The following is an 18,807-nucleotide window of genomic DNA, read 5'->3' on the forward strand; positions in this document are numbered from 1 at the left end:
CAGACTCAAGCCGCTTGCGCTGTTGCGGGTTCTTCTTCACGCAGTGTCAGCTGGTCGAGGCCTGCGAGCCGGATTGCTTCCTGGGAGATCGTTCGCCGCGCAACAGCAATATCTCGGGTATTGACGCCGGCATCGCCGGCGGCGAGATCGGACTCGATCATCCGCCTCTGTCGTGCACCGATTGACGACAACACCGCTTCGCGGAGCTCATTATCGGCACCGCGCAGTGCGGTGGTGATGATGTCGCCGGAGATGTCGTCGAACAGCGTGATCCGGCTGCGATGCGGCATCAGTGCAACATCGTCGAATAGGAATACCCGTGGCCGAACTTTTGCCACCGCGGACTTGGAGACTGTCTCCAGAGCGCCGAGCAGCGATTCGACGTCGGGCTTGGACAACTCGTTCATGATTTCGGCGACCTTGACCGAGCCGGCATTGCCCTTCTCGGCCTCCATCTCGTCAACAAGATCCCGCACCCGTGCTTCAATGATCTTGGCGGCGCGCGGGTTGACGTTTTTCAAATCGACAGCGCGGCGAACGATGTCGACCCGCGCCTGTTCCGGCAATTTCATTAGGGTCTTGCCAGCAAATCCGGCGGGCAGCATCGATACGATGTAGGCGGCGGTCTGCGGATGTTCGCTTTGCAGGTATCGGCCGACGCGATCTGGGTTTGCCCCTTGCAGCCGATCCCAGATCGATGATTCGTTGATTTCGAATTGTGTCCGGCGACCAAGAAGGCCATCGACTTCATCGGGCGTGAGCCCTTCCTCGAGGATGCCTTCCATTGCCTTGGCGTTGTCCATCAGGCCTGCGCCTTCGCTGAACAGATCTTCGAATTCGTTGACCAGTTCAATCAATTCCTGCGGCTTGATGGTGCGCAGGTTCTGGGCTTTCTTGATGATTTCCTGAAGCTCGTCATATTCGAAGAATTTCAGCAGCTTGCCGGCTACCGGCTTGCCCATCGCCAGAAGCACGGCAGCGGCTTTCTCCGACGCAGTCAGTTGCGTGGCTCCACCTGCTCCGGCTGGATTGAACTCATCATATTCTGCCATCAGTCGCTCTTTTTCTGGGTTGCGCCAACAACTTCGATGATCCGTACAGCAAACCGTGTCTCGTCGGATTCCAGCACCGTGATTTCGCCACGGCCAATCAGCTTGCCATTGACCACAATCTCAACCGGCTCGCCGATCTTCCGGTCAAGTGCGATGGTCGCGCCTTCGGAAAGGTCCATCAGCGAGGAGACAGCCATCCGGCTCGAGCCGAGAATGATCTGCACATCAATTGGAATGCCGAGCACCAGGTCAACCCGGCTCTGGGTCCCGCTCGCACCGAGTTTCGGGCCTGCAGCGGGCGCTGCAGCCGCGCCGAAATCCTGGCCCAGCCCGGCATCGCTGCCGAACCCGCCCGCCATTCCGCCAGCGCCCGGCCCACCAGTGCCCAGGCCGCCAGCATCAAGTCCACCAGCGCCGAGATCCGGCGCGGCGTCGAAGTCGCCGCCAAATCCTGCAGCATCAAGGTTTTCCCCGGCATCGACATCCGGCGTTGCCCCGAGATCGAAGGGATCTGCGACGGCGCTAGAGGGCTCGTCATCCGCGAAATCCGCGCCAAACTCAGAACCAAAGGCTGCTGCCCCACCCATACTATCCACGCTTTCATTGTTGCCTGCCGGTTCGTCTCCGGCGTCTTTCTTCAAAACACCGCGAAGATCACCGACAGCGCCGTCAATCGCGCCGTCGTCGAGCGCCATTGGATCCTTGTCGTCATCAATTGCGTTTTTCCCAGCCATTCGTTCTTATCCCGTCCCAAGCTTGCCCGGAGCCTGTCTCGACGCTCCGTCCTGCGTGTTTATGAAAAGTCCGACTTCCAGTTCTCGTCCGGTCCAGCCGGGCCTTCCACCTTGACCATGTAGCGACTGCCGGATCGACCCAGCGCGCAGGTGTAAAGCGGCTTGCCATTGGCGCTCAAGGTGACGGAAATGTCGCCATTGTCCGCAAAGCCGATCAGGTCACCCGGCTGCAATCTGCTGATGTCGCCAAGCGGCAGCGGCGCCAGCGCCACGGCGGCCTGCAGACTGATCTGCGAGCGTGAAACCCGTTCGCCCAGGCGCTCCGCCCAATTGCCCGGCTCCGCCCCAGGTTTGCTGTTGGACTTGACGGCGGTCAGTTTCGACTTGAGCAGCAGCGCTTGCGGCAAAATCAAAGTCAGGGGCGCGCTGATCGCACCGAATTCGATGTTGAGTGTCAGAGCCGCGGCATGGAAATCCGGGGTCGGGTCGTCTTCCTCGTCGGGAATGTCCGCGCTCGGCTTGCCCGCACTCGCCTTGGACTCGGGGTTAGGGCACACCACGCCGCGCAGGGCATCGTTGAGCTGCTCGAAAACCACCAGCGACATATCAAGCTCAATTCCCGAAAGCGGGCGGGCGACAATGTCGAGCTGGTCCGGGTCAGAACCGCCAAGCAGGCACTCTACCAGCCCGATGACCAGCTTGGTGCCGCACAGGAGCCTGATGTCCGGCGACCAGTCGGAAATGTTGGCTTCGCAATAGGCTGTGTCCCGGCTCAGTTGTGCCAGCAGTTCGCGCCGCCGTCCCAGATTGATATCGCCGGGCCGCACGTCGACCGCAATTCCGATCGCCTTGTTCAGCGATTCAGCCAGCACCGGGCACAACAGCGCCAGCAGAGCCTGGCTTTTCTGTTCGATGTTTTCGCCATCGCCCTTGGCACCGATCATCCGGTCCAGCAGGTCTGGATCGAAATTCTGGCGGCCCGGTGAGGAATTTGTTGCGCTGGCGTTCATTGGATCATGCAGCCTTTGATTCGCCGCCGCCCGGGTTCATCATTTCCTGTTCAACCGCGTCAATCGACGGGCGCTCATAGGAAGAGATGGTCTTGCGGCCGTGCTCCAGCGCCACCTGCGGCACCGAGCCGTTCATGTAGGCGAGCAATGTCTGTTTGACGATGGTGTAGAGCCGGTTCTGCTTGGTCCGGACAATCTTGATGTTTAGCGCGATCGGCCCGAAGACGCAGTAGGACAAGAAAATCCCGAGCATGGTTCCGACCAGAGCAGCGCCGATCAGCCCGCCCAGCACCGCCGGCGATTCGTTGATCGCGGCCATTGCTTTGATCACACCCAGAACGGCGGCGATGATGCCCAGCGCCGGGCAGGCGTCCGACATCACGCTCATCGCGTTGTAGGGCTTGAGCCGGTCTTGCGCGATGGTGTGGATTTCCTCGTCCATCAGCGCTTCGATCTCGTGCGGACGGGCGTTGCCGATGATGATCAGGCGCACATAATCGCAGATGAACGATGTCAGCTCCTTGTTTCTCAGCACCGTCGGCGCCGATTGAAACAGTTCCGACTCGTCGGGATTGTCGATGTGGCTTTCAATCTCGTTACGGCTCTTGGTGCGCAAGTCGCGCATCAGCGAATAAAGAATGCTCAGCGTGTCGAGATACTCGCGTTCCTTGGGCACGATGTTCCTGAACGCCTCGCCGATCGCCTTCAACGTGTCCTTGATGGTCTTGGTCTGATTGGACATCACAAAACCGCCGATGGCAGCACCACCGATGATCATCAGCTCGAACGGCTGGTTGAGAACCTCGATGTGGCCGCCCATTGCCATGAACCCGCCGAGCACGCAGCCCAGCGTAATAACCAAGCCGATTACGATATTCATGACATTTCACCCGCGATTATTGCATGCGACCCAGTTCCTACGGCGTGAGCCTTGTGTGAAGCTGAATCTGTTTACGTGATGAGCGCTTACCTACCCCCGCCAGCCTCGCACAAGCATGTTGTCCTAATTCCGGACATATACCGGGAGAGGCGCGTCGATTTGCGGCGGCTGCTTGTCTCGCTGGGTCAACAAGGGGCAATCCGGTGACAACCACTTACACCAGCTACCGCCTTATCTCACAGGATCTTCCGGGTTCCATCGAGCGCATCGCCAGTCAACCTGTGGTGGCTCGCGAGACCGAATATTACCTGTCACGTATTTCCGAGGTCAAATCGATCGACGAATTCATGGCCGATACGCGTTTGTACAACTATGCAATGAAGGCGCATGGGCTGGAGGACATGTCCTACGCCAAGGCTTTCATGCGCAAGGTGCTGACCGAAGGCGTCGAAAATGATGATGCTTTTGCAAATAAGCTTGCCGATTCCAAATATGCCGCATTCGCCGAAACCTACAATTTTGCGCAGCATGGCGAGACAGCGACGATCTTCACCAAGGCGCAGCAGGGAACGGTCGACAAGTATCTCCGGCTTACGCTCGAAGAGGACGTCGGCGTCGATAACACCGGTGTGCGTCTGGCGCTCTATTTCCAGCGCGCAGCGCCGGATCTGACGTCGGCCTATGGCATCCTCGCCGATACGGCGATTTCGCAGGTCGTGTTCACGGCGCTCGGGTTGCCTTCCGAGCTCGCCGCCGCAGATATCGACAAGCAGGCTGACATGCTTGATGCGCGCATTGACATCGAGGATTTCAAGGATCCCGAAAAGCTTGGCAAGTTCCTCGAACGCTTCACCGCGTTGTGGGAGCTTGACAACCCGTCCTTCGGATCGGTCGATTCAAGCGTCTTGCTCGGCTCGTCGGCCGGCTTCGGGATCTCCCCGGAACTGATGCTGTCGCTCAACAATCTCAAACTTGGTGGCCGTTAATGCAGAGTTCGATTTATGTCGCACTGTCCTCGCAGATAGCGCTTGAGCGCCGGATGAACACGCTTGCTGACAACGTCGCCAATGCCAACACGACCGGCTTTCGCGCCACTGAAGTCAAGTTCAACGAGGTTCTGGCCGATACCGGTGCCTCCGATGTTTCGTTTGTCAATCAGGGGCAGGACTTCCTGTCCACCGACAATGGCGGCTTGAACGCCACCGGCAGTCAGCTTGATTTCGCGATTCGCGGCAATGCCTGGTTCATGATTGAAACCCCGACCGGTCAGATGCTCACGCGGGATGGTCGCTTCACGATTACCGAGGCTGGCGAACTGGTCAATATTGATGGCTATCCGGTGCTCGACCCCGGCGGCGCGCCGCTTCAGCTCGATCCTGCAGGCGGTCCGCCCGAGGCTGGCCGCGATGGCGGCTTGAGTCAGAATGGCGTCAGGCTCGGTGAGATCGGGCTATACCAGGCGGATCTTTCCCAGGGCTACTACCGCAAGGGATCGCTCGGGGTGGTTCCAGTGGTTCCGCCCGAACCGTTGCTGGATACGTCCGCAGCCGGGCTGGTTCAGGGCTATGTCGAGGGTTCCAATGTCAACCCGGTTGCCGAGATGACTCAGCTTATCATGGTGTCGCGGGCCTTTGAAAACGCCTCGGCGATGATGCGCAGCACCGACGATATCTTCAAGGAAGCAATCCGGACGCTTGGCAGCGGTAGCTGATGACCATGCTTGATCAGTTTGATCGCAGGAAATCCCAATTTGCCGGGGCGCGCCTGTGAGCGGCCGCGAAGGGTTGGCCAGGCTCGCCGAAGGAGTGCGGGAATTTGTCAGGCCGGAAGGCGGGCATGATGTCACCGGCACGGTCACTGCGGTGGCACCTGGGCGTTGTGTCATCGCCGGATTGTCGCGTCATGTCAGAATTGGCGATTTTGTCGGCTTCCGCAAAGATGAAGGGCTCAAGCTGGCCGAGGTGGTCAGCCTCGGTCCGGAGGAACTGATCGCCTGTCCCGTTGATGGCGCATCGCAAGCCAGCATCGGCGAAACCGTCTGGCGCCGCGGCGCATTTCGGTTGTCACCCGATGCCAGCTGGTGTGGACGCACCATCAGCGCGCTGGGCGAACCGGTCGATGGTCTTGGGCCATTGCGCCAGGGGGCTGTTTCGCGTGCCGTCACCGGGCCGCCGCCGCCTTCGATGCTGCGCCAGCGCGTTACCAAGCCGTTGCGCACCGGCGTCCGGGTGGTCGACGTGTTCACACCAATTTGCCAGGGCCAGCGCCTTGGCATCTTCGCAGGCTCTGGCGTCGGCAAGTCGACGCTGCTGTCGATGTTTGCCAAGGCTGCCGATTTCGACCGTGCTGTGGTGGCGCTGGTCGGCGAACGGGGGCGTGAAGTCCGTGAATTCATCGAGGACACACTCGGCCCCAACATGGCCAAGACCGTCGCAGTCGTTGCCACCAGTGATGAAAGTCCGATGCTGCGCAAGTTGGCCCCGCTGACTGCGGTTGCCATTGCCGAGCATTTCCGTGATCGCGGTGAGAACGTACTGCTGATCGTCGACAGCCTGACCCGATTTGCGCATGCGTTGCGCGAAATCGGAATGGCAGCTGGTGAGCCGCCAGTGGCGCGCGGCTATCCGGCCTCCGTATTTACCGCCTTGCCAGGGTTGCTGGAGCGCGCTGGCCCGGGGCCCGAGGGGGCCGGGGCGATCACCGCGATCGTTTCCATCCTTGTCGATGGCGATAACCACAATGACCCCGTGGCCGATTCCGCCCGCGGCATTCTTGATGGTCATCTGGTTCTCGACCGGGCGCTTGCCGACGAAGGTCGCTACCCGCCGGTCAATCCGCTGACGTCGATCTCGCGACTTGCCCGCAAGGCCTGGCGCGGCGACGAGGAAAAACTGGTCATGCGTCTCAAGGCGCTGATCCACCGTTATGAGGAAACCCGCGACTTGCGGCTTATCGGCGGTTATCGGGCCGGTTCTGATGCAGAACTCGACATGGCCATCAAGCAAGCCCCGGTGATTTACGAAACCCTCAGGCAGACACCCGAACAACCGCCGAGCGCCGATGCCTTTGCCGAGCTCGCCGAGGCAATGAAGGCAGCGGCCGGAATCCCCACAACTGCGACTGCCAATGAAAGGACCAGACCGTGAGCGAGATCGACGGTATCGAGATCGAGGACGACAGCCCGCAACGAAAGCCGGCCCGCGGCCGTAGCGGCGACCGTGTCCTGTCGATCGTTGGTTTCGTGCTCGCGACCGCGGCGGCGTTTTTTCCCTGGTATGTTTTCTTCAATCAGGAGAGCTTTGGCATCGCCCCGATGGGATACAGCGATACGCGTGATCTGCCCGAGACAGCGGGTCGCAGCGTTGTCGTCGTGTCGCCGCTTGCCATCCCGGATGAAAAGGATGGTTCCCCGGAGCGGACGCCGTTCGACCCGATTACCACCGCAACAGTCCCCAATCTCGAAGATAGCGCCCGGCGCGCGACCGATGCTGGTAACCCCGACCCGGACCAGACCTTTCCCGGCAGGGCGAAATACCGTTTGCTCCATGTAGCCAATGGTCGTGCCCTGATCGAGGACAGGTCGGGGATGTATATTGTCCGCATAGGCTCGATCCTGCCCGACAATTCCCGTCTGGCCACGCTTGAACAGCGTGATGGCAAATGGGTGATTGTCACCTCCAATGGTGAAGTCATTCAGCGCTGACGCGCACCCTGTGCCGCGCCGTGATGGGGGCTGATGCAGCTCTCATCCGCATCGCCGGAAAAATCGTAAGGCACGCACAAGATTGACCGCATAGTTTCCGAACTGCACAGGACGGAGATACGCCATGCAACCGATCCAGCTTTTCGAACTGACCTCCAAGCAAGCGCACTGGCTCACGGTGCGCCAGACGGTCGTCGCGGGCAACATCGCCAACGTCAATACGCCTGGCTATGCGTCACGCGAAGTAGCGGCTTTCGATGCGGTGTTGCAGGAAACCGGCGTGCGGATGGCCGCTACCCATCCGGGACATCTTCGGGAAGATCCGATGCGCGGCGCGGTGCGCAGCAGCAAGGCCGATGAAATCGATGTCCTGCCGTCAGGCAACTCGGTCAACCTGCCCGAGGAACTGAGCAAAACTGCCGAGATCAAGCGCGTGTACGAACTCAACACCGGGATGGTCAAAGCCTTCAATCGAATGATGCTGTTAACGGTAAGGCGCTGAATTAGATGGATCCGCTTTCACTCGCTTCGCGCATCGCGTCTTCTGGTCTCAATGTCCAGGAAACCCGGATGCGCATATTGTCTGAAAACCTCGCCAACGCGCAGTCCACCGGCGACACCCCTGGTGCCGACGCCTACCGGCGCAAAACCATCAGTTTTTCCTGGGAACTCGACCGCACGCTCGGCGCATCCAAGGCCAAGGTCTCCAAGGTCGACGTCGACCCATCGGAATTCTCCATCGAATTTGACCCGGGAAACCCTGCTGCCGACGATAACGGCATGGTCAAGCAACCCAATGTCAACGTGCTGGTGGAACTGGCCGACATGCGGGAGGCCAACCGGTCTTACGAAGCCAACCTTCAAACCATCAAGCAGACCCGCGAACTGGTCTCGATGACGTTAGAACTGCTGAGGAACCAATGATTGACATGATTGCAGCCAGCGGTGCGCTGTCACGGTTATCGGGCGGCGGTGAGACCGAAATCGCCAGCGCCGCGACGATGCCGCAAATGCCGGCGACGACCGGCCTCTCAGACTCCAATTCGTTCGCTGAAGTGATGCAGTCACTCGGTAAAGATGTGGTCACCAACCTCAAGGTTGCCGAAGGGCAATCATTCGCTGCGGTACGTGGTGAAGCTGCCACACGTGATGTCGTCGATTCCATCATGAAGGCTGAACAGTCACTGCAAACCGCCATCGCCATTCGTGACAAGCTGGTAACGGCTTATCTCGAAGTCGCCCGTATGCAAATCTGAGGAATTCCGCCATGAAGGCATTGGCCATCGCCGCCACAGGCATGAACGCGCAGCAACTCAACCTTGAAGTGATCGCCAACAACGTGGCGAACATCAACACAACCGGTTTCAAGCGCGCCCGCGCCGAATTCGCCGACCTTTTGTATCAGGTCGAGCGCAACCAGGGCGTCCCCAACGCCTCCAATCAGGCGATCGTGCCGGAGGGCGCGCATATCGGGCTTGGCGTGCAGACTTCGGCCGTGCGCAATCTGCATATCCAGGGCAGTCTGATTGGCACCAGCAACAAGCTGGACTTGGCACTGGTCGGTCGCGGCTGGTTCCAGATCGAAAGTCCCGATGGCGAGACCAATTACACGCGGGCAGGCGCCTTCAACACCAATGCCGAAGGCGAACTCGTCACCATCGATGGTTATCGCGTGGTCCCCGGCATCACCATGCCCGAAGATGCCAGCGAAGTCGTCATCTCCCGTACCGGTCAGGTCTTCGCACGGATCGGCAATGAGGCCGAAATGCAGGATCTCGGTCAGCTTACGCTCGCCAATTTCGTCAACGAGGCTGGCCTCGAGCCGATGGGCGATAATCTCTTCCGCGAAACCCCGGCCTCCGGCCCGGCGATTGTCGGCGTGCCCGATGATCCGGGCTTCGCCCACATTCAGCAAGGTTATCTCGAAGCTTCCAACGTTGATCCGGTCAAGGAAATCACCGACCTGATTTCGGCCCAGCGCGCCTATGAAATGAATTCCAAGATCATTCAGGCGGCCGATGAAATGGCGTCTGTGGTTTCCAAGAACCTCCGGTAACAAAGGACCAGGCCGAACATGACGTTTCGCCCAACATTGCCGTCGCCACTGTTCCTTCGCGGAGCCTTCGCAGTCGCGTGCGTGCTAGGCGTCATGGGGCCTGTTCAGGCAGGCCAGCAGACGGCCGTAGTGCCGCACCGGACCATCTATCCGGGCGAGGAACTCAACGCCGATCTGGTACGCGAAGTCAAGGTCACCAACCCCAATCTGCGTGGCGGTTATGTCGCCATCACCAGTGAAATTCTGGGCAAGGTCACGACCCGAACATTGCTGCCGGGGCACACGATTCCGGCTGCGGCATTGCGTGACGCCTGGACGGTCCAGCGCGGTAGTACCGTGCCTCTGGTCTTTGACGGCAACGGCATGATCATCACCGCCGTCGGCACCCCTCTGCAAAATGCCTTCATTGGTGATTTCATTCAGGCCCGCAACATCGAAACAGGCGTTGTGATCTCCGGCACCGTGATGGCTGACGGAAGTGTGCGAGTAGCGCCGAAATGATCCGCAAACTCGCGAAATTTATCGGCGTATGGGCCGCGATGCTGGTGCTGACCGGGTCTGGCCCCGGTCCGGCACTGGATTCTGCCTCCGGCGTCGATTTCGGCTTTGTCCAGCGCGCCGGCGCAGCTTCGCGAATCAAGGACATCGCCTCGCTGCAAGCCGCACGCGACAACCAGCTCATCGGCTACGGCCTGGTAGTGGGACTGCCGGGCACCGGCGATGGCTTGCGCAATTCTCCTTTCACCGAGCAGTCGCTGCGCGCCATGCTGCAAAATCTCGGCATCTCGACCGAGGGCGGCGCATCGCGCGCCAACAATGTCGCAGCCGTGATCGTCACCGCCAACCTGCCGCCATTCGCGTCGGTCGGTTCGCGGATCGATGTTACCGTTTCCTCGCTCGGCGATGCAACGTCGTTGCGTGGCGGCACGCTTGTGATGACCTCGATGTCGGGCGCTGACGGACAGATCTACGCAGTTGCCCAAGGCTCGGTTATCGTCTCGGCACTTTCCGCCGTCGGTGATGCAGCGACCCTGCAGCAAGGCGTGGCCACGGCCGGGCGCCTTCCGGGCGGCGCCATCATCGAACGCGAGATCCCAGCCACCTTCAAGGGCGTCGACGGTCTTGTCTATCAGTTGCGAAACCCGGATTTTTCGACCGCTGTCGGCATGGCTGATGTGATCAACGCCTATGCCGAAACCCGTTATGGTGGCGCCATTGCCGAAGCCCGCGATTCCACCACAGTGGCAGTGCGCAAGCCCAAGCAGGCCGATCTTGCGCGCCTGATGGCCGAGCTTGAGGGCCTGATCGTGGAAACCGACACGCCTGCGCGGGTGGTCATCAACGAACGTACCGGCACCATTGTCATCGGTAATGACGTGCGCGTCTCCAAGGTCGCTGTCAGCCATGGCACCCTGACGGTGCAGATCAACGAAACCCCGACAGTGGTCCAACCTTCTCCGTTTTCGCGCGGCGTGACTGCGGTTGAACCGCTGACCGACATTACTGCAGGCGTCGACGGCGGCCAGGTCGCCATCATCGATGGCCCGGACCTGCGAACCCTGGTGGCTGGCCTCAATTCGATCGGCGTCAAGCCCGATGGCATCATCGCCATCTTGCAGGGCATCAAGTCCGCCGGCGCCCTGCATGCCGAACTGGTGCTGCAATGAGCATGGCCCCGCATATCCTCCGTCGCCGGTGCGGCGTCGGTATCGGTCCGGTTGCCGTCCTCGCATTGGCGTTGCTGACCCCTGGTGCGCTGGCCCAGCAGGCACAGTCGCCGTCGATCCAGGACGAAATCCGGCAGTTTTGCGGCAATATCGCCGATGCAGCGCGTGATCAGCGCTACATCCTGCAGAAGCAGGAACTCGAAGAGCTCCAGGCCGGTGTCGACGAGCGCATCAAGCGGCTCGACGAGCGGTCGGTCCAGTATCGCGAGTGGCTCCAGAAGCGTGAAGAATTCATGCGTGTGGCTGAATCCCAGCTTGTCGCCATCTACAAGAACATGCGTCCCGACGCGGCTGCCGAACAGCTCGAAATTGTCCAGCCCGAAGTTGCCGCGGCGATTGTCATGAAACTGAACCCCCGGCTGGCGAGTGCGATCCTCAACGAAATGGATTCGAAAAAGGCCGCAGGCCTCACCGGCATCATCGCCAGCGCCGCGGCGCCCGACCTTCCCGAGGACCCATCATGATCAGGGCCATTGCCTTTACCGTCATTGCTCTGTCCTTGAGCGGTTGCGGATCTCAGACCTTCAGGGAAATCGGCAAGGCGCCATCGATGAGCCCGGTCGGTTCGGGCCTGACCTATGGCGAAACCCCGCAAATGGCCGCCTATCCCAAGCAGCCGATGCAGCGCACCAACAGCTTTTCATTGTGGGACGACCGCAGCGCCAAGCTGTTTCAGGATGCACGCGCCGTCAGCATCGGCGATATTCTCACCGTTGATCTCGAAATCAACGACAAAGCCAATTTTGACAACGCCACTGACCGCAGCCGGACAAACGCGAGCGGTATCAACGCGAGCGTCAATATACCAAGCCTCAGCGCAGTTGGCGATGGCGACATTGGTTACGGCTCCAAAACATCGACCAAGGGGCAAGGCAACACCGCGCGCTCCGAGCAGCTCAAGCTGCGCATCGCTGCGGTCGTCACCGGTATTCTGCCCAACGGCAATCTGGTGATCAGCGGCAGCCAGGAAGTACGGGTCAATCACGAACTGCGCATTCTCAATGTCGCTGGCATCGTCAGGCCGCTCGACGTCGACCACAACAACACGGTGGCCTACGACAAGATCGCCGAAGCGCGGGTTTCCTATGGTGGCCGCGGCCGTCTGACGGAAGTTCAGCAACCACCGGTCGGTCAGCAGTTCATTGACATCTACTCACCGATCTGACGGGCGCTCGCATGGCTGACAGTGAATACGGGGAAGAGGCGCAGGGCAAGAAGACGGGAATGATCGTCACCGTCGCGATTGTGCTCGTGCTCAGTCTTGTTGCCGGCGCCGGCGGCTGGCTGCTGGGCGGCGTTCTGGCGCCGCAGGTCGCCACCGAAGATGATTCCGCCGATGCGGCTGGCCACGAGGGCGACGCAGGCGAAAGCGGGCAGGCGGCGGAAAACAAACCCCGGGATAACGTGTTTCAGCTGGAGCCGATCACCACAAACCTGTCATACCCTTCCGAAAACTGGATTCGAATCGAAGTGTCGCTTGTCTTTTCCGGTAGCCCGGATGCCGAGCTCGCCGATCAGATCCATCAGGACATCCTGTCCTATTTGCGCACCGTGTCGCTTCAGCAGATTGAAGGGCCGCGGGGGTTCCAGTATCTGCGCGATGACCTGCGTGAACGCGTGAAGTTGCGGTCGGAAGGCCGCGTCAACGACCTCCTGTTCAGGACTTTTGTGATCGAATGATTCGATGGATCTCAGCCTTTGCGGCCATGATGGCGTTTGCAACGGCGGCGCATGCCCAGGTGCTGGACCCGAGCCTGCTGCAGGTTCCTGTGGACGGCTCTGTCGCGAGTTGGATCATCCGTACCTTCGGTCTGCTCACCGTGCTCTCGGTGGCGCCTGGGATCCTGATCATGGTGACCAGCTTCCCGCGGTTCATCATTGCCTTTGCGATCCTGCGTTCCGGAATGGGCCTGGCCACCACTCCGGCCAACATGATCCTGGTCAGTCTTTCGCTGTTCATGACATTCTACGTCATGGCGCCAACCTTTGATCGTGCCTGGGATACCGGCGTTTCCCCGCTGCTTGAAAACCAGATCAGCGAGGAAGAGGCGATCGCGTTGATTGCCGACCCGTTCCGCGAGTTCATGCTCGTCAATACCCGCCCCAAGGATCTGGCGCTGTTTGTCGATATTGCCACCGAGCGCGGCCAGACGACCCAAACCGCCGGCAAGATCGACATGCGGGTGATGGTCCCGGCATTCATGATTTCCGAAATACGGCGTGGCTTCGAGATCGGCTTTCTTGTCGTTCTGCCATTCCTGGTGATCGACCTGGTGGTCGCCACCATCACCATGTCGATGGGCATGATGATGCTGCCGCCGACGGCGATCTCATTGCCGTTCAAGATCCTGTTCTTTGTCCTTATCGATGGCTGGAATCTTCTCGTCGGCAGCCTGGTCAGGTCCTTCTCCTGAGCCATTAATTGCTGGTTAACCCTATATTATTGTTCTGTAATTTGGACTTCTGATTAATCAAATCGAAAGCCGGAGGTGGCATGTTTTTGTCACCGCGGCGGGTAGGTGTTCCTGATAAAAATGAGGAGCTCCAACAGGCATGATGCCGGATCGTCGCGACCGGTAAATCAGTGAATCCGGTATGTCCCTCTTCAGTTTTGCGTAATAACAAGGGACAATCCCATGACAAGCATCATGACTAACTCCGCAGCCATGTCTGCGTTGCAGACCCTGCGTTCGATCAACTCCGACATGGAAACCACCCAGAACCGCATTTCGTCAGGTTACCGGGTTGAAACTGCTGCCGACAACGCAGCTTACTGGTCGATCGCGACCACCATGCGTTCGGACAACAAGGCACTGTCGACCGTCCAGGACGCTCTCGGCCTTGGCGCTGCCAAGGTTGACGTTGCCTACACCGGCATGAACTCGGCCATCGACGTGGTTTCTGAAATCAAGGCCAAGCTGGTTGCAGCCCGCGAGCCTGGCGTTGACAAGACCAAGATCGACAAGGAACTGACCGAGCTGAAACTGCAGCTGGTCTCGATTTCGGAATCGGCCTCGTTCTCCGGTGAAAACTGGCTCAACAACACCGCAGCAACAGCATCGGGCACCAAGGAAATCGTCGCCGGCTTCAACCGTGACTCGGCAGGCCTGGTCTCGCTGACCACGCTGGGTGTTGACACCAGTTCGACCACGCTGATCGGTGCAGGTGACGAAAGCCTCGGTATCCTCACCAAGGATATCGACGCAGATGATCTCAATCCGGACGGAACCGGCACGGCGGCCAACTACTACCTGATCGACAGTGATGGCACTGCCACCACAGCCGGTTCAGGTACCGCGATTGCTTTGACTACGCTAACCTCCGATGAAGCGGTTGAAGACATGATCCGTGTGGTCGATTCAATGCTGACCCAGATGACGGACGCTGCTTCCAACCTCGGTGCCGTCAACAAGCGCATCTCGATGCAAGATGACTTCGTGTCGAACCTGATGGATTCCATCGACAAGGGTGTGGGACGTCTGGTTGACGCCGACATGAACGAGGAATCGACCCGCCTGAAGGCTCTGCAAACACAGCAGCAGCTTGGTATCCAGGCATTGTCGATCGCCAACTCCAACTCGCAGAACGTGTTGTCGCTGTTCCGTTAAGGAACACTTCAAACTCGCCACAAGAGTTGATCAGTACCGAACGCCGGGGAGTAATCCCCGGCGTTTCGCGTTCTGGATTATTTTGCTGTTGGTGAAATTCTACGTCTGGAAGCCCCCCGCCCGCGCTGGGGAAGCCGGCGCTTTCCGCTGCTCGAAACCAGATTGGAGCTGTCGTGCGCTCATGTGGGCAACACCCATCATGGCTGTTAATATCTGATTAACCATATGTTATTGTTGTACAATTTTGGCTTCTGATTAATCAAATCGAAAGCCGAAGGTGGCATGTTTTTGTCACCGCGGCGGGTAGGTGTTCCTGGTAAAAATGAGGAACCCCCAACAGGCATGATGCCGGATCGTCGCGACCGGTAAATCAGTGAATCCGGTATGTCCCTCTTCAGTTTTGCGTAATAACAAGGGACAATCCCATGACAAGCATCATGACTAACTCCGCAGCCATGTCTGCGTTGCAGACCCTCCGTTCGATCAACTCCGACATGGAAACCACCCAGAACCGCATTTCGTCGGGTTACCGGGTTGAAACCGCTGCCGACAACGCAGCTTACTGGTCGATCGCTACCACCATGCGTTCGGACAACAAGGCGCTGTCGACCGTCCAGGACGCTCTCGGCCTCGGCGCTGCCAAGGTTGACGTTGCCTACACCGGCATGAACTCGGCCATCGACGTGGTTTCGGAAATCAAGGCCAAGCTGGTTGCAGCTCGTGAGCCTGGCGTTGACAAGACCAAGATCGACAAGGAGCTGACCGAGCTGAAACTGCAGCTGGTCTCGATTTCGGAATCGGCCTCGTTCTCCGGTGAAAACTGGCTCAACAACACCTCGACCGCTGCATCGGGCACCAAGGAAATCGTCGCCGGCTTCAACCGTGACTCGGCAGGCCTGGTCTCGCTGACCACGCTGGGTGTTGACACCACTTCGACCACGCTGATCGGCGCTGACAACGAAAGCCTCGGTATCCTCACCAAGGATATTGACGCCAACGCGCTGGATCCTGATAAGACCACTACCGTCGCTCGCGACTACTACCTCATTGACACCGGTTCCGCCAACGGAACCGCAGCTGCAGGTGCTGCGATCGCATTGACCGCCACCACCGGAGATGCTGAGGTTGAAGACATGATCCGTGTGGTCGATTCAATGCTGACCCAGATGACGGACGCTGCCTCCAACCTCGGTGCCGTCAACAAGCGCATCTCGATGCAGGATGACTTCGTGTCGAACCTGATGGATTCCATCGACAAGGGTGTGGGGCGTCTGGTCGACGCCGACATGAACGAGGAATCGACCCGCCTGAAGGCTCTGCAAACACAGCAGCAGCTTGGTATCCAAGCATTGTCGATCGCCAACTCCAACTCGCAGAACGTGTTGTCGCTGTTCCGTTAAGGAACACTTCAAACTCGCCACAAGAGTTGATCAGTACCGAACGCCGGGGAGCAATCCCTGGCGTTTCGCGTTCTGGAGTATTTTGCTCAAAGAAAACGGAACTGCTTAAACGTTCCGTAACCATACCTTGTCATTTTGGACCTCAAGAATGGTGGGTTGTTGATCGGTAAAAACCGGAAACGACGGGCATGATGCCTTGCCACCGTTGCCGGTAATCCAAGCCCGGCATGTCCCAAGTAATCATGTCAAAAGGGACACCTCCATGACAAGCATCATGACTAACTCCGCAGCCATGTCTGCGCTGCAGACCCTCCGTTCGATCAACTCCGACATGGAAACCACCCAGAACCGCATTTCGTCGGGTTATCGGGTTGAAACCGCTGCCGACAACGCGGCTTACTGGTCAATCGCTACCACCATGCGTTCGGACAACAAGGCGCTGTCGACCGTTCAGGACGCTCTCGGCCTCGGCGCTGCCAAGATCGACGTTGCCTACACCGGCATGAATTCGGCCATCGACGTGGTTTCCGAAATCAAGGCCAAGCTGGTCGCAGCCCGCGAGCCTGGTGTTGACAAGACCAAGATCGACAAGGAACTGACCGAGCTGAAACTGCAGCTGGTCTCGATTTCGGAATCGGCCTCGTTCTCCGGTGAGAACTGGCTCAACAACACCTCGACCGCCGCATCGGGCACCAAGGAAATCGTCGGTGGTTTCAACCGTGATGCCGCAGGCCTGGTCTCGATCACCACGCTGGCTGTCAATACCACTTCGACCACGCTGATCGGCGCAGGCGACGAAAGCCTCGGTATCCTGACCAAGGATATCAACGCTGATGCTCTCAATCCGAATTCAACCGGCACAGCGGCCAACTACTACCTGATCGACAGTGATGGCACGGCGACCACAGCCGGTTCAGGTACTGCGATCGCATTGACCGCCAACACCGAAGATGCCCAGGTCGATGACATGATCCGGGCGGTTGATTCGATGCTGAGTCAGATGACGGATGCTGCCTCCAACCTTGGCGCCGTCAACAAGCGCGTTTCCATGCAGGAAGATTTTGTCGCCAACCTGATGGACTCGATCGACAGTGGTATCGGTCGTCTGGTGGACGCAGACATGAACGAGGAATCGACCCGCCTGAAGGCTCTGCAGACACAGCAGCAGCTTGGCATTCAGTCATTGTCGATCGCCAACTCCAACTCGGAAAACATCCTGCAGCTCTTCCGTTAAGAGCGATCCGGGCTCGATTTCGGGCTTGACCAAAAGGAACATCGGGGAGCAATCCCCGGTGTTTTGCATTTTTGAAACAGTTTTAATCAGAACGTCTGGGAATTAAGTATTCCGTAACCATAGCTTGGCATTTTGGCGTCAAGAAATGGTGGGTCGTTAACGGGGAGAAGCCGGAAACGATCAGCATGATGCTGTGCCACCGTTGCCGGTAATCCAAGCCCGGCATGTCCCAAGTTACCATGTCAAAAGGGACACCTCCATGACAAGCATCATGACTAACTCCGCAGCCATGTCTGCGCTGCAGACCCTCCGTTCGATCAACTCCGACATGGAAACCACCCAGAACCGCATTTCGTCGGGTTACCGGGTTGAATCCGCTGCCGACAACGCGGCTTACTGGTCGATCGCTACCACCATGCGTTCGGACAACAAGGCGCTGTCGACCGTCCAGGACGCTCTCGGCCTCGGCGCTGCCAAGGTTGACGTTGCCTACACCGGCATGAACTCGGCCATCGACGTGGTTTCGGAAATCAAGGCCAAGCTGGTTGCAGCTCGTGAGCCTGGCGTTGACAAGACCAAGATCGACAAGGAGCTGACCGAGCTGAAACTGCAGCTGGTCTCGATCTCGGAATCGGCCTCGTTCTCCGGTGAAAACTGGCTCAACAACACCTCGACCGCTGCATCGGGAACCAAGGAAATCGTCGGTGGTTTCAACCGTGATGCCGCAGGCCTGGTCTCGATTACCACACTGGCCGTCAACACAACTTCGACCACGCTGATCGGCGCTGACAACGAAAGCCTCGGTATTCTGACCAAGGATATCGACGCCAACGCGCTGGATCCTGATAAGACCACTACCGTCGCTCGCGACTACTTCCTCATTGACACCGGTTCCGCCAACGGAACCTCAGCTGCAGGTGATGCGATCGCATTGACCGCCACCACCGGAGATGCTGAGGTCGATGACATGATCCGTGTGGTCGATTCGATACTGAGTCAGATGACGGACGCTGCCTCCAACCTCGGTGCCGTCAACAAGCGCGTTTCCATGCAGGAAGATTTTGTCGCCAACCTGATGGACTCGATCGACAGCGGCATTGGTCGTCTGGTCGACGCCGACATGAACGAGGAATCGACCCGCCTGAAGGCTCTGCAGACACAGCAGCAGCTCGGTATTCAGTCGCTGACGATCGCCAACTCCAATTCGGAAAACATCCTGCAGCTCTTCCGTTAAGAGCGATCCCAGCTGGGACCGCCCCAAGGCGGTCGCATCGAGCCGGAATTCAGAAGGCCGCTTTGGAAACGAAGCGGCCTTTTTCACGTTTATGGCGACCAATTATAAAATTATTCATTTCCGGTTGTCGTTGGGGCTTGAGTTAACCCTCCGTTAACCATAAACATTT

At 58.8% G+C, this 18,807-nt stretch carries 22 protein-coding genes; 18 read left to right on the forward strand and 4 right to left on the reverse strand.

From position 1 onward, the window contains the following. Positions 1–5 precede the first annotated feature (5 nt). From ACK6D9_RS06995 to motA, 4 genes are read right to left on the reverse strand one after another with little or no spacing between them, the layout of a single operon-like run. Positions 6–1,052 (reverse strand): flagellar motor switch protein FliG, encoded by a 1,047-nt coding sequence (locus ACK6D9_RS06995; protein ID WP_412051128.1) that lies wholly within the window; start codon positions 1,050–1,052, stop codon positions 6–8. Then, positions 1,052–1,786 carry a FliM/FliN family flagellar motor switch protein gene (locus tag ACK6D9_RS07000; RefSeq protein ID WP_322987708.1) on the reverse strand — a complete coding sequence of 245 codons (735 nt, stop codon included), beginning with the start codon at positions 1,784–1,786 and terminating at the stop codon, positions 1,052–1,054. Before ACK6D9_RS07000 ends, ACK6D9_RS06995 begins: the two co-directional genes overlap by 1 nt. Before the next feature lie 59 nt (positions 1,787–1,845). Further along, the gene (locus ACK6D9_RS07005; RefSeq protein WP_412051129.1) at positions 1,846–2,796 is read right to left on the reverse strand and encodes a FliM/FliN family flagellar motor switch protein; all 951 of its coding nucleotides are present in this window, start codon (positions 2,794–2,796) and stop codon (positions 1,846–1,848) included. A 4-nt stretch (positions 2,797–2,800) separates the two neighbouring features. Next, positions 2,801–3,676 carry a flagellar motor stator protein MotA gene (gene motA, locus ACK6D9_RS07010; RefSeq protein ID WP_322987706.1) on the reverse strand — a complete coding sequence of 292 codons (876 nt, stop codon included), beginning with the start codon at positions 3,674–3,676 and terminating at the stop codon, positions 2,801–2,803. Positions 3,677–3,879: 203 nt separating this feature from the next. On the opposite strand from motA, the gene ACK6D9_RS07015 reads away from it, so the two are divergent. The 18 genes from ACK6D9_RS07015 (at position 3,880) to ACK6D9_RS07100 (ending at position 18,638) form a co-directional block, all read left to right on the forward strand. Continuing rightward, complete coding sequence (locus ACK6D9_RS07015) at positions 3,880–4,662, forward strand: DUF1217 domain-containing protein (protein ID WP_322987705.1); 783 nt, start codon at positions 3,880–3,882, stop codon at positions 4,660–4,662. After that, positions 4,662–5,387, forward strand: coding sequence for a flagellar basal-body rod protein FlgF (gene flgF / locus ACK6D9_RS07020; RefSeq protein ID WP_322987704.1), 726 nt, complete (start codon positions 4,662–4,664; stop codon positions 5,385–5,387). Before ACK6D9_RS07015 ends, flgF begins: the two co-directional genes overlap by 1 nt. A gap of 55 nt (positions 5,388–5,442) precedes the next feature. Beyond that, positions 5,443–6,822, forward strand: coding sequence for a flagellar protein export ATPase FliI (fliI, locus tag ACK6D9_RS07025; protein WP_412051130.1), 1,380 nt, complete (start codon positions 5,443–5,445; stop codon positions 6,820–6,822). Then, a complete protein-coding gene (locus tag ACK6D9_RS07030) occupies positions 6,819–7,379 on the forward strand; it encodes a flagellar protein (RefSeq protein WP_412051131.1) in 561 nt (186 codons plus the stop codon). The genes fliI and ACK6D9_RS07030 overlap by 4 nt, the downstream gene beginning before the upstream one ends. Before the next feature lie 124 nt (positions 7,380–7,503). Further along, positions 7,504–7,881, forward strand: coding sequence for a flagellar basal body rod protein FlgB (gene flgB, locus ACK6D9_RS07035; protein ID WP_322990187.1), 378 nt, complete (start codon positions 7,504–7,506; stop codon positions 7,879–7,881). A 5-nt stretch (positions 7,882–7,886) separates the two neighbouring features. Beyond that, entirely contained in the window at positions 7,887–8,303 is a 417-nt protein-coding gene (gene flgC, locus ACK6D9_RS07040) for a flagellar basal body rod protein FlgC (RefSeq protein WP_322990186.1), read from the forward strand. Next, complete coding sequence (locus ACK6D9_RS07045; protein ID WP_412051132.1) at positions 8,300–8,635, forward strand: flagellar hook-basal body complex protein FliE; 336 nt, start codon at positions 8,300–8,302, stop codon at positions 8,633–8,635. The genes flgC and ACK6D9_RS07045 overlap by 4 nt, the downstream gene beginning before the upstream one ends. A gap of 11 nt (positions 8,636–8,646) precedes the next feature. Beyond that, positions 8,647–9,435, forward strand: a complete 789-nt coding sequence (flgG, locus tag ACK6D9_RS07050) for a flagellar basal-body rod protein FlgG (protein WP_412051133.1) — start codon at positions 8,647–8,649, stop codon at positions 9,433–9,435. 18 nt (positions 9,436–9,453) lie between these two features. Next, positions 9,454–9,936, forward strand: coding sequence for a flagellar basal body P-ring formation chaperone FlgA (gene flgA, locus ACK6D9_RS07055; protein WP_412051134.1), 483 nt, complete (start codon positions 9,454–9,456; stop codon positions 9,934–9,936). Then, a complete protein-coding gene (locus ACK6D9_RS07060; protein ID WP_412051135.1) occupies positions 9,933–11,102 on the forward strand; it encodes a flagellar basal body P-ring protein FlgI in 1,170 nt (389 codons plus the stop codon). Before flgA ends, ACK6D9_RS07060 begins: the two co-directional genes overlap by 4 nt. Before the next feature lie 2 nt (positions 11,103–11,104). Next, the gene (locus ACK6D9_RS07065) at positions 11,105–11,626 is read left to right on the forward strand and encodes a MotE family protein (RefSeq protein WP_412051136.1); all 522 of its coding nucleotides are present in this window, start codon (positions 11,105–11,107) and stop codon (positions 11,624–11,626) included. Further along, positions 11,623–12,327, forward strand: a complete 705-nt coding sequence (gene flgH / locus ACK6D9_RS07070; protein WP_322990181.1) for a flagellar basal body L-ring protein FlgH — start codon at positions 11,623–11,625, stop codon at positions 12,325–12,327. The genes ACK6D9_RS07065 and flgH overlap by 4 nt, the downstream gene beginning before the upstream one ends. 11 nt (positions 12,328–12,338) lie before the next feature. Next, the gene (locus ACK6D9_RS07075) at positions 12,339–12,842 is read left to right on the forward strand and encodes a flagellar basal body-associated FliL family protein (RefSeq protein ID WP_412051137.1); all 504 of its coding nucleotides are present in this window, start codon (positions 12,339–12,341) and stop codon (positions 12,840–12,842) included. Further along, positions 12,839–13,576: a flagellar type III secretion system pore protein FliP gene (fliP, locus tag ACK6D9_RS07080; RefSeq protein ID WP_322990179.1), complete on the forward strand. Its 738-nt coding sequence runs from the start codon at positions 12,839–12,841 to the stop codon at positions 13,574–13,576. Before ACK6D9_RS07075 ends, fliP begins: the two co-directional genes overlap by 4 nt. A gap of 222 nt (positions 13,577–13,798) precedes the next feature. Beyond that, a complete protein-coding gene (locus tag ACK6D9_RS07085; RefSeq protein WP_412051138.1) occupies positions 13,799–14,770 on the forward strand; it encodes a flagellin in 972 nt (323 codons plus the stop codon). Positions 14,771–15,195: 425 nt separating this feature from the next. After that, positions 15,196–16,170: a flagellin gene (locus ACK6D9_RS07090; protein ID WP_412051139.1), complete on the forward strand. Its 975-nt coding sequence runs from the start codon at positions 15,196–15,198 to the stop codon at positions 16,168–16,170. 262 nt (positions 16,171–16,432) lie between these two features. After that, complete coding sequence (locus ACK6D9_RS07095) at positions 16,433–17,404, forward strand: flagellin (protein ID WP_412051140.1); 972 nt, start codon at positions 16,433–16,435, stop codon at positions 17,402–17,404. A 259-nt stretch (positions 17,405–17,663) separates the two neighbouring features. Next, positions 17,664–18,638 (forward strand): flagellin, encoded by a 975-nt coding sequence (locus ACK6D9_RS07100; protein ID WP_412051141.1) that lies wholly within the window; start codon positions 17,664–17,666, stop codon positions 18,636–18,638. Positions 18,639–18,807: the final 169 nt, after the last annotated feature.

The organism is Hoeflea sp. Naph1, from assembly GCF_046837775.1.
Lineage (GTDB): Bacteria > Pseudomonadota > Alphaproteobacteria > Rhizobiales > Rhizobiaceae > Hoeflea.

Coding starts and splice junctions, on each gene's coding strand:
- ACK6D9_RS07000 (WP_322987708.1), bottom strand. CDS start 1,786: ATGGCTGGGAAAAACGCAATTGATGACGACAAGGATCCAATGGCGCTC.
- ACK6D9_RS07005 (WP_412051129.1), bottom strand. CDS start 2,796: ATGAACGCCAGCGCAACAAATTCCTCACCGGGCCGCCAGAATTTCGAT.
- ACK6D9_RS07065 (WP_412051136.1), top strand. CDS start 11,105: ATGGCCCCGCATATCCTCCGTCGCCGGTGCGGCGTCGGTATCGGTCCG.
- flgC (WP_322990186.1), top strand. CDS start 7,887: ATGGATCCGCTTTCACTCGCTTCGCGCATCGCGTCTTCTGGTCTCAAT.
- fliP (WP_322990179.1), top strand. CDS start 12,839: ATGATTCGATGGATCTCAGCCTTTGCGGCCATGATGGCGTTTGCAACG.
- ACK6D9_RS07060 (WP_412051135.1), top strand. CDS start 9,933: ATGATCCGCAAACTCGCGAAATTTATCGGCGTATGGGCCGCGATGCTG.
- ACK6D9_RS07085 (WP_412051138.1), top strand. CDS start 13,799: ATGACAAGCATCATGACTAACTCCGCAGCCATGTCTGCGTTGCAGACC.
- motA (WP_322987706.1), bottom strand. CDS start 3,676: ATGAATATCGTAATCGGCTTGGTTATTACGCTGGGCTGCGTGCTCGGC.
- flgH (WP_322990181.1), top strand. CDS start 11,623: ATGATCAGGGCCATTGCCTTTACCGTCATTGCTCTGTCCTTGAGCGGT.
- ACK6D9_RS07100 (WP_412051141.1), top strand. CDS start 17,664: ATGACAAGCATCATGACTAACTCCGCAGCCATGTCTGCGCTGCAGACC.
- flgF (WP_322987704.1), top strand. CDS start 4,662: ATGCAGAGTTCGATTTATGTCGCACTGTCCTCGCAGATAGCGCTTGAG.
- ACK6D9_RS07095 (WP_412051140.1), top strand. CDS start 16,433: ATGACAAGCATCATGACTAACTCCGCAGCCATGTCTGCGCTGCAGACC.
- ACK6D9_RS07075 (WP_412051137.1), top strand. CDS start 12,339: ATGGCTGACAGTGAATACGGGGAAGAGGCGCAGGGCAAGAAGACGGGA.
- ACK6D9_RS07090 (WP_412051139.1), top strand. CDS start 15,196: ATGACAAGCATCATGACTAACTCCGCAGCCATGTCTGCGTTGCAGACC.
- ACK6D9_RS06995 (WP_412051128.1), bottom strand. CDS start 1,052: ATGGCAGAATATGATGAGTTCAATCCAGCCGGAGCAGGTGGAGCCACG.
- ACK6D9_RS07045 (WP_412051132.1), top strand. CDS start 8,300: ATGATTGACATGATTGCAGCCAGCGGTGCGCTGTCACGGTTATCGGGC.
- flgA (WP_412051134.1), top strand. CDS start 9,454: ATGACGTTTCGCCCAACATTGCCGTCGCCACTGTTCCTTCGCGGAGCC.
- flgB (WP_322990187.1), top strand. CDS start 7,504: ATGCAACCGATCCAGCTTTTCGAACTGACCTCCAAGCAAGCGCACTGG.
- flgG (WP_412051133.1), top strand. CDS start 8,647: ATGAAGGCATTGGCCATCGCCGCCACAGGCATGAACGCGCAGCAACTC.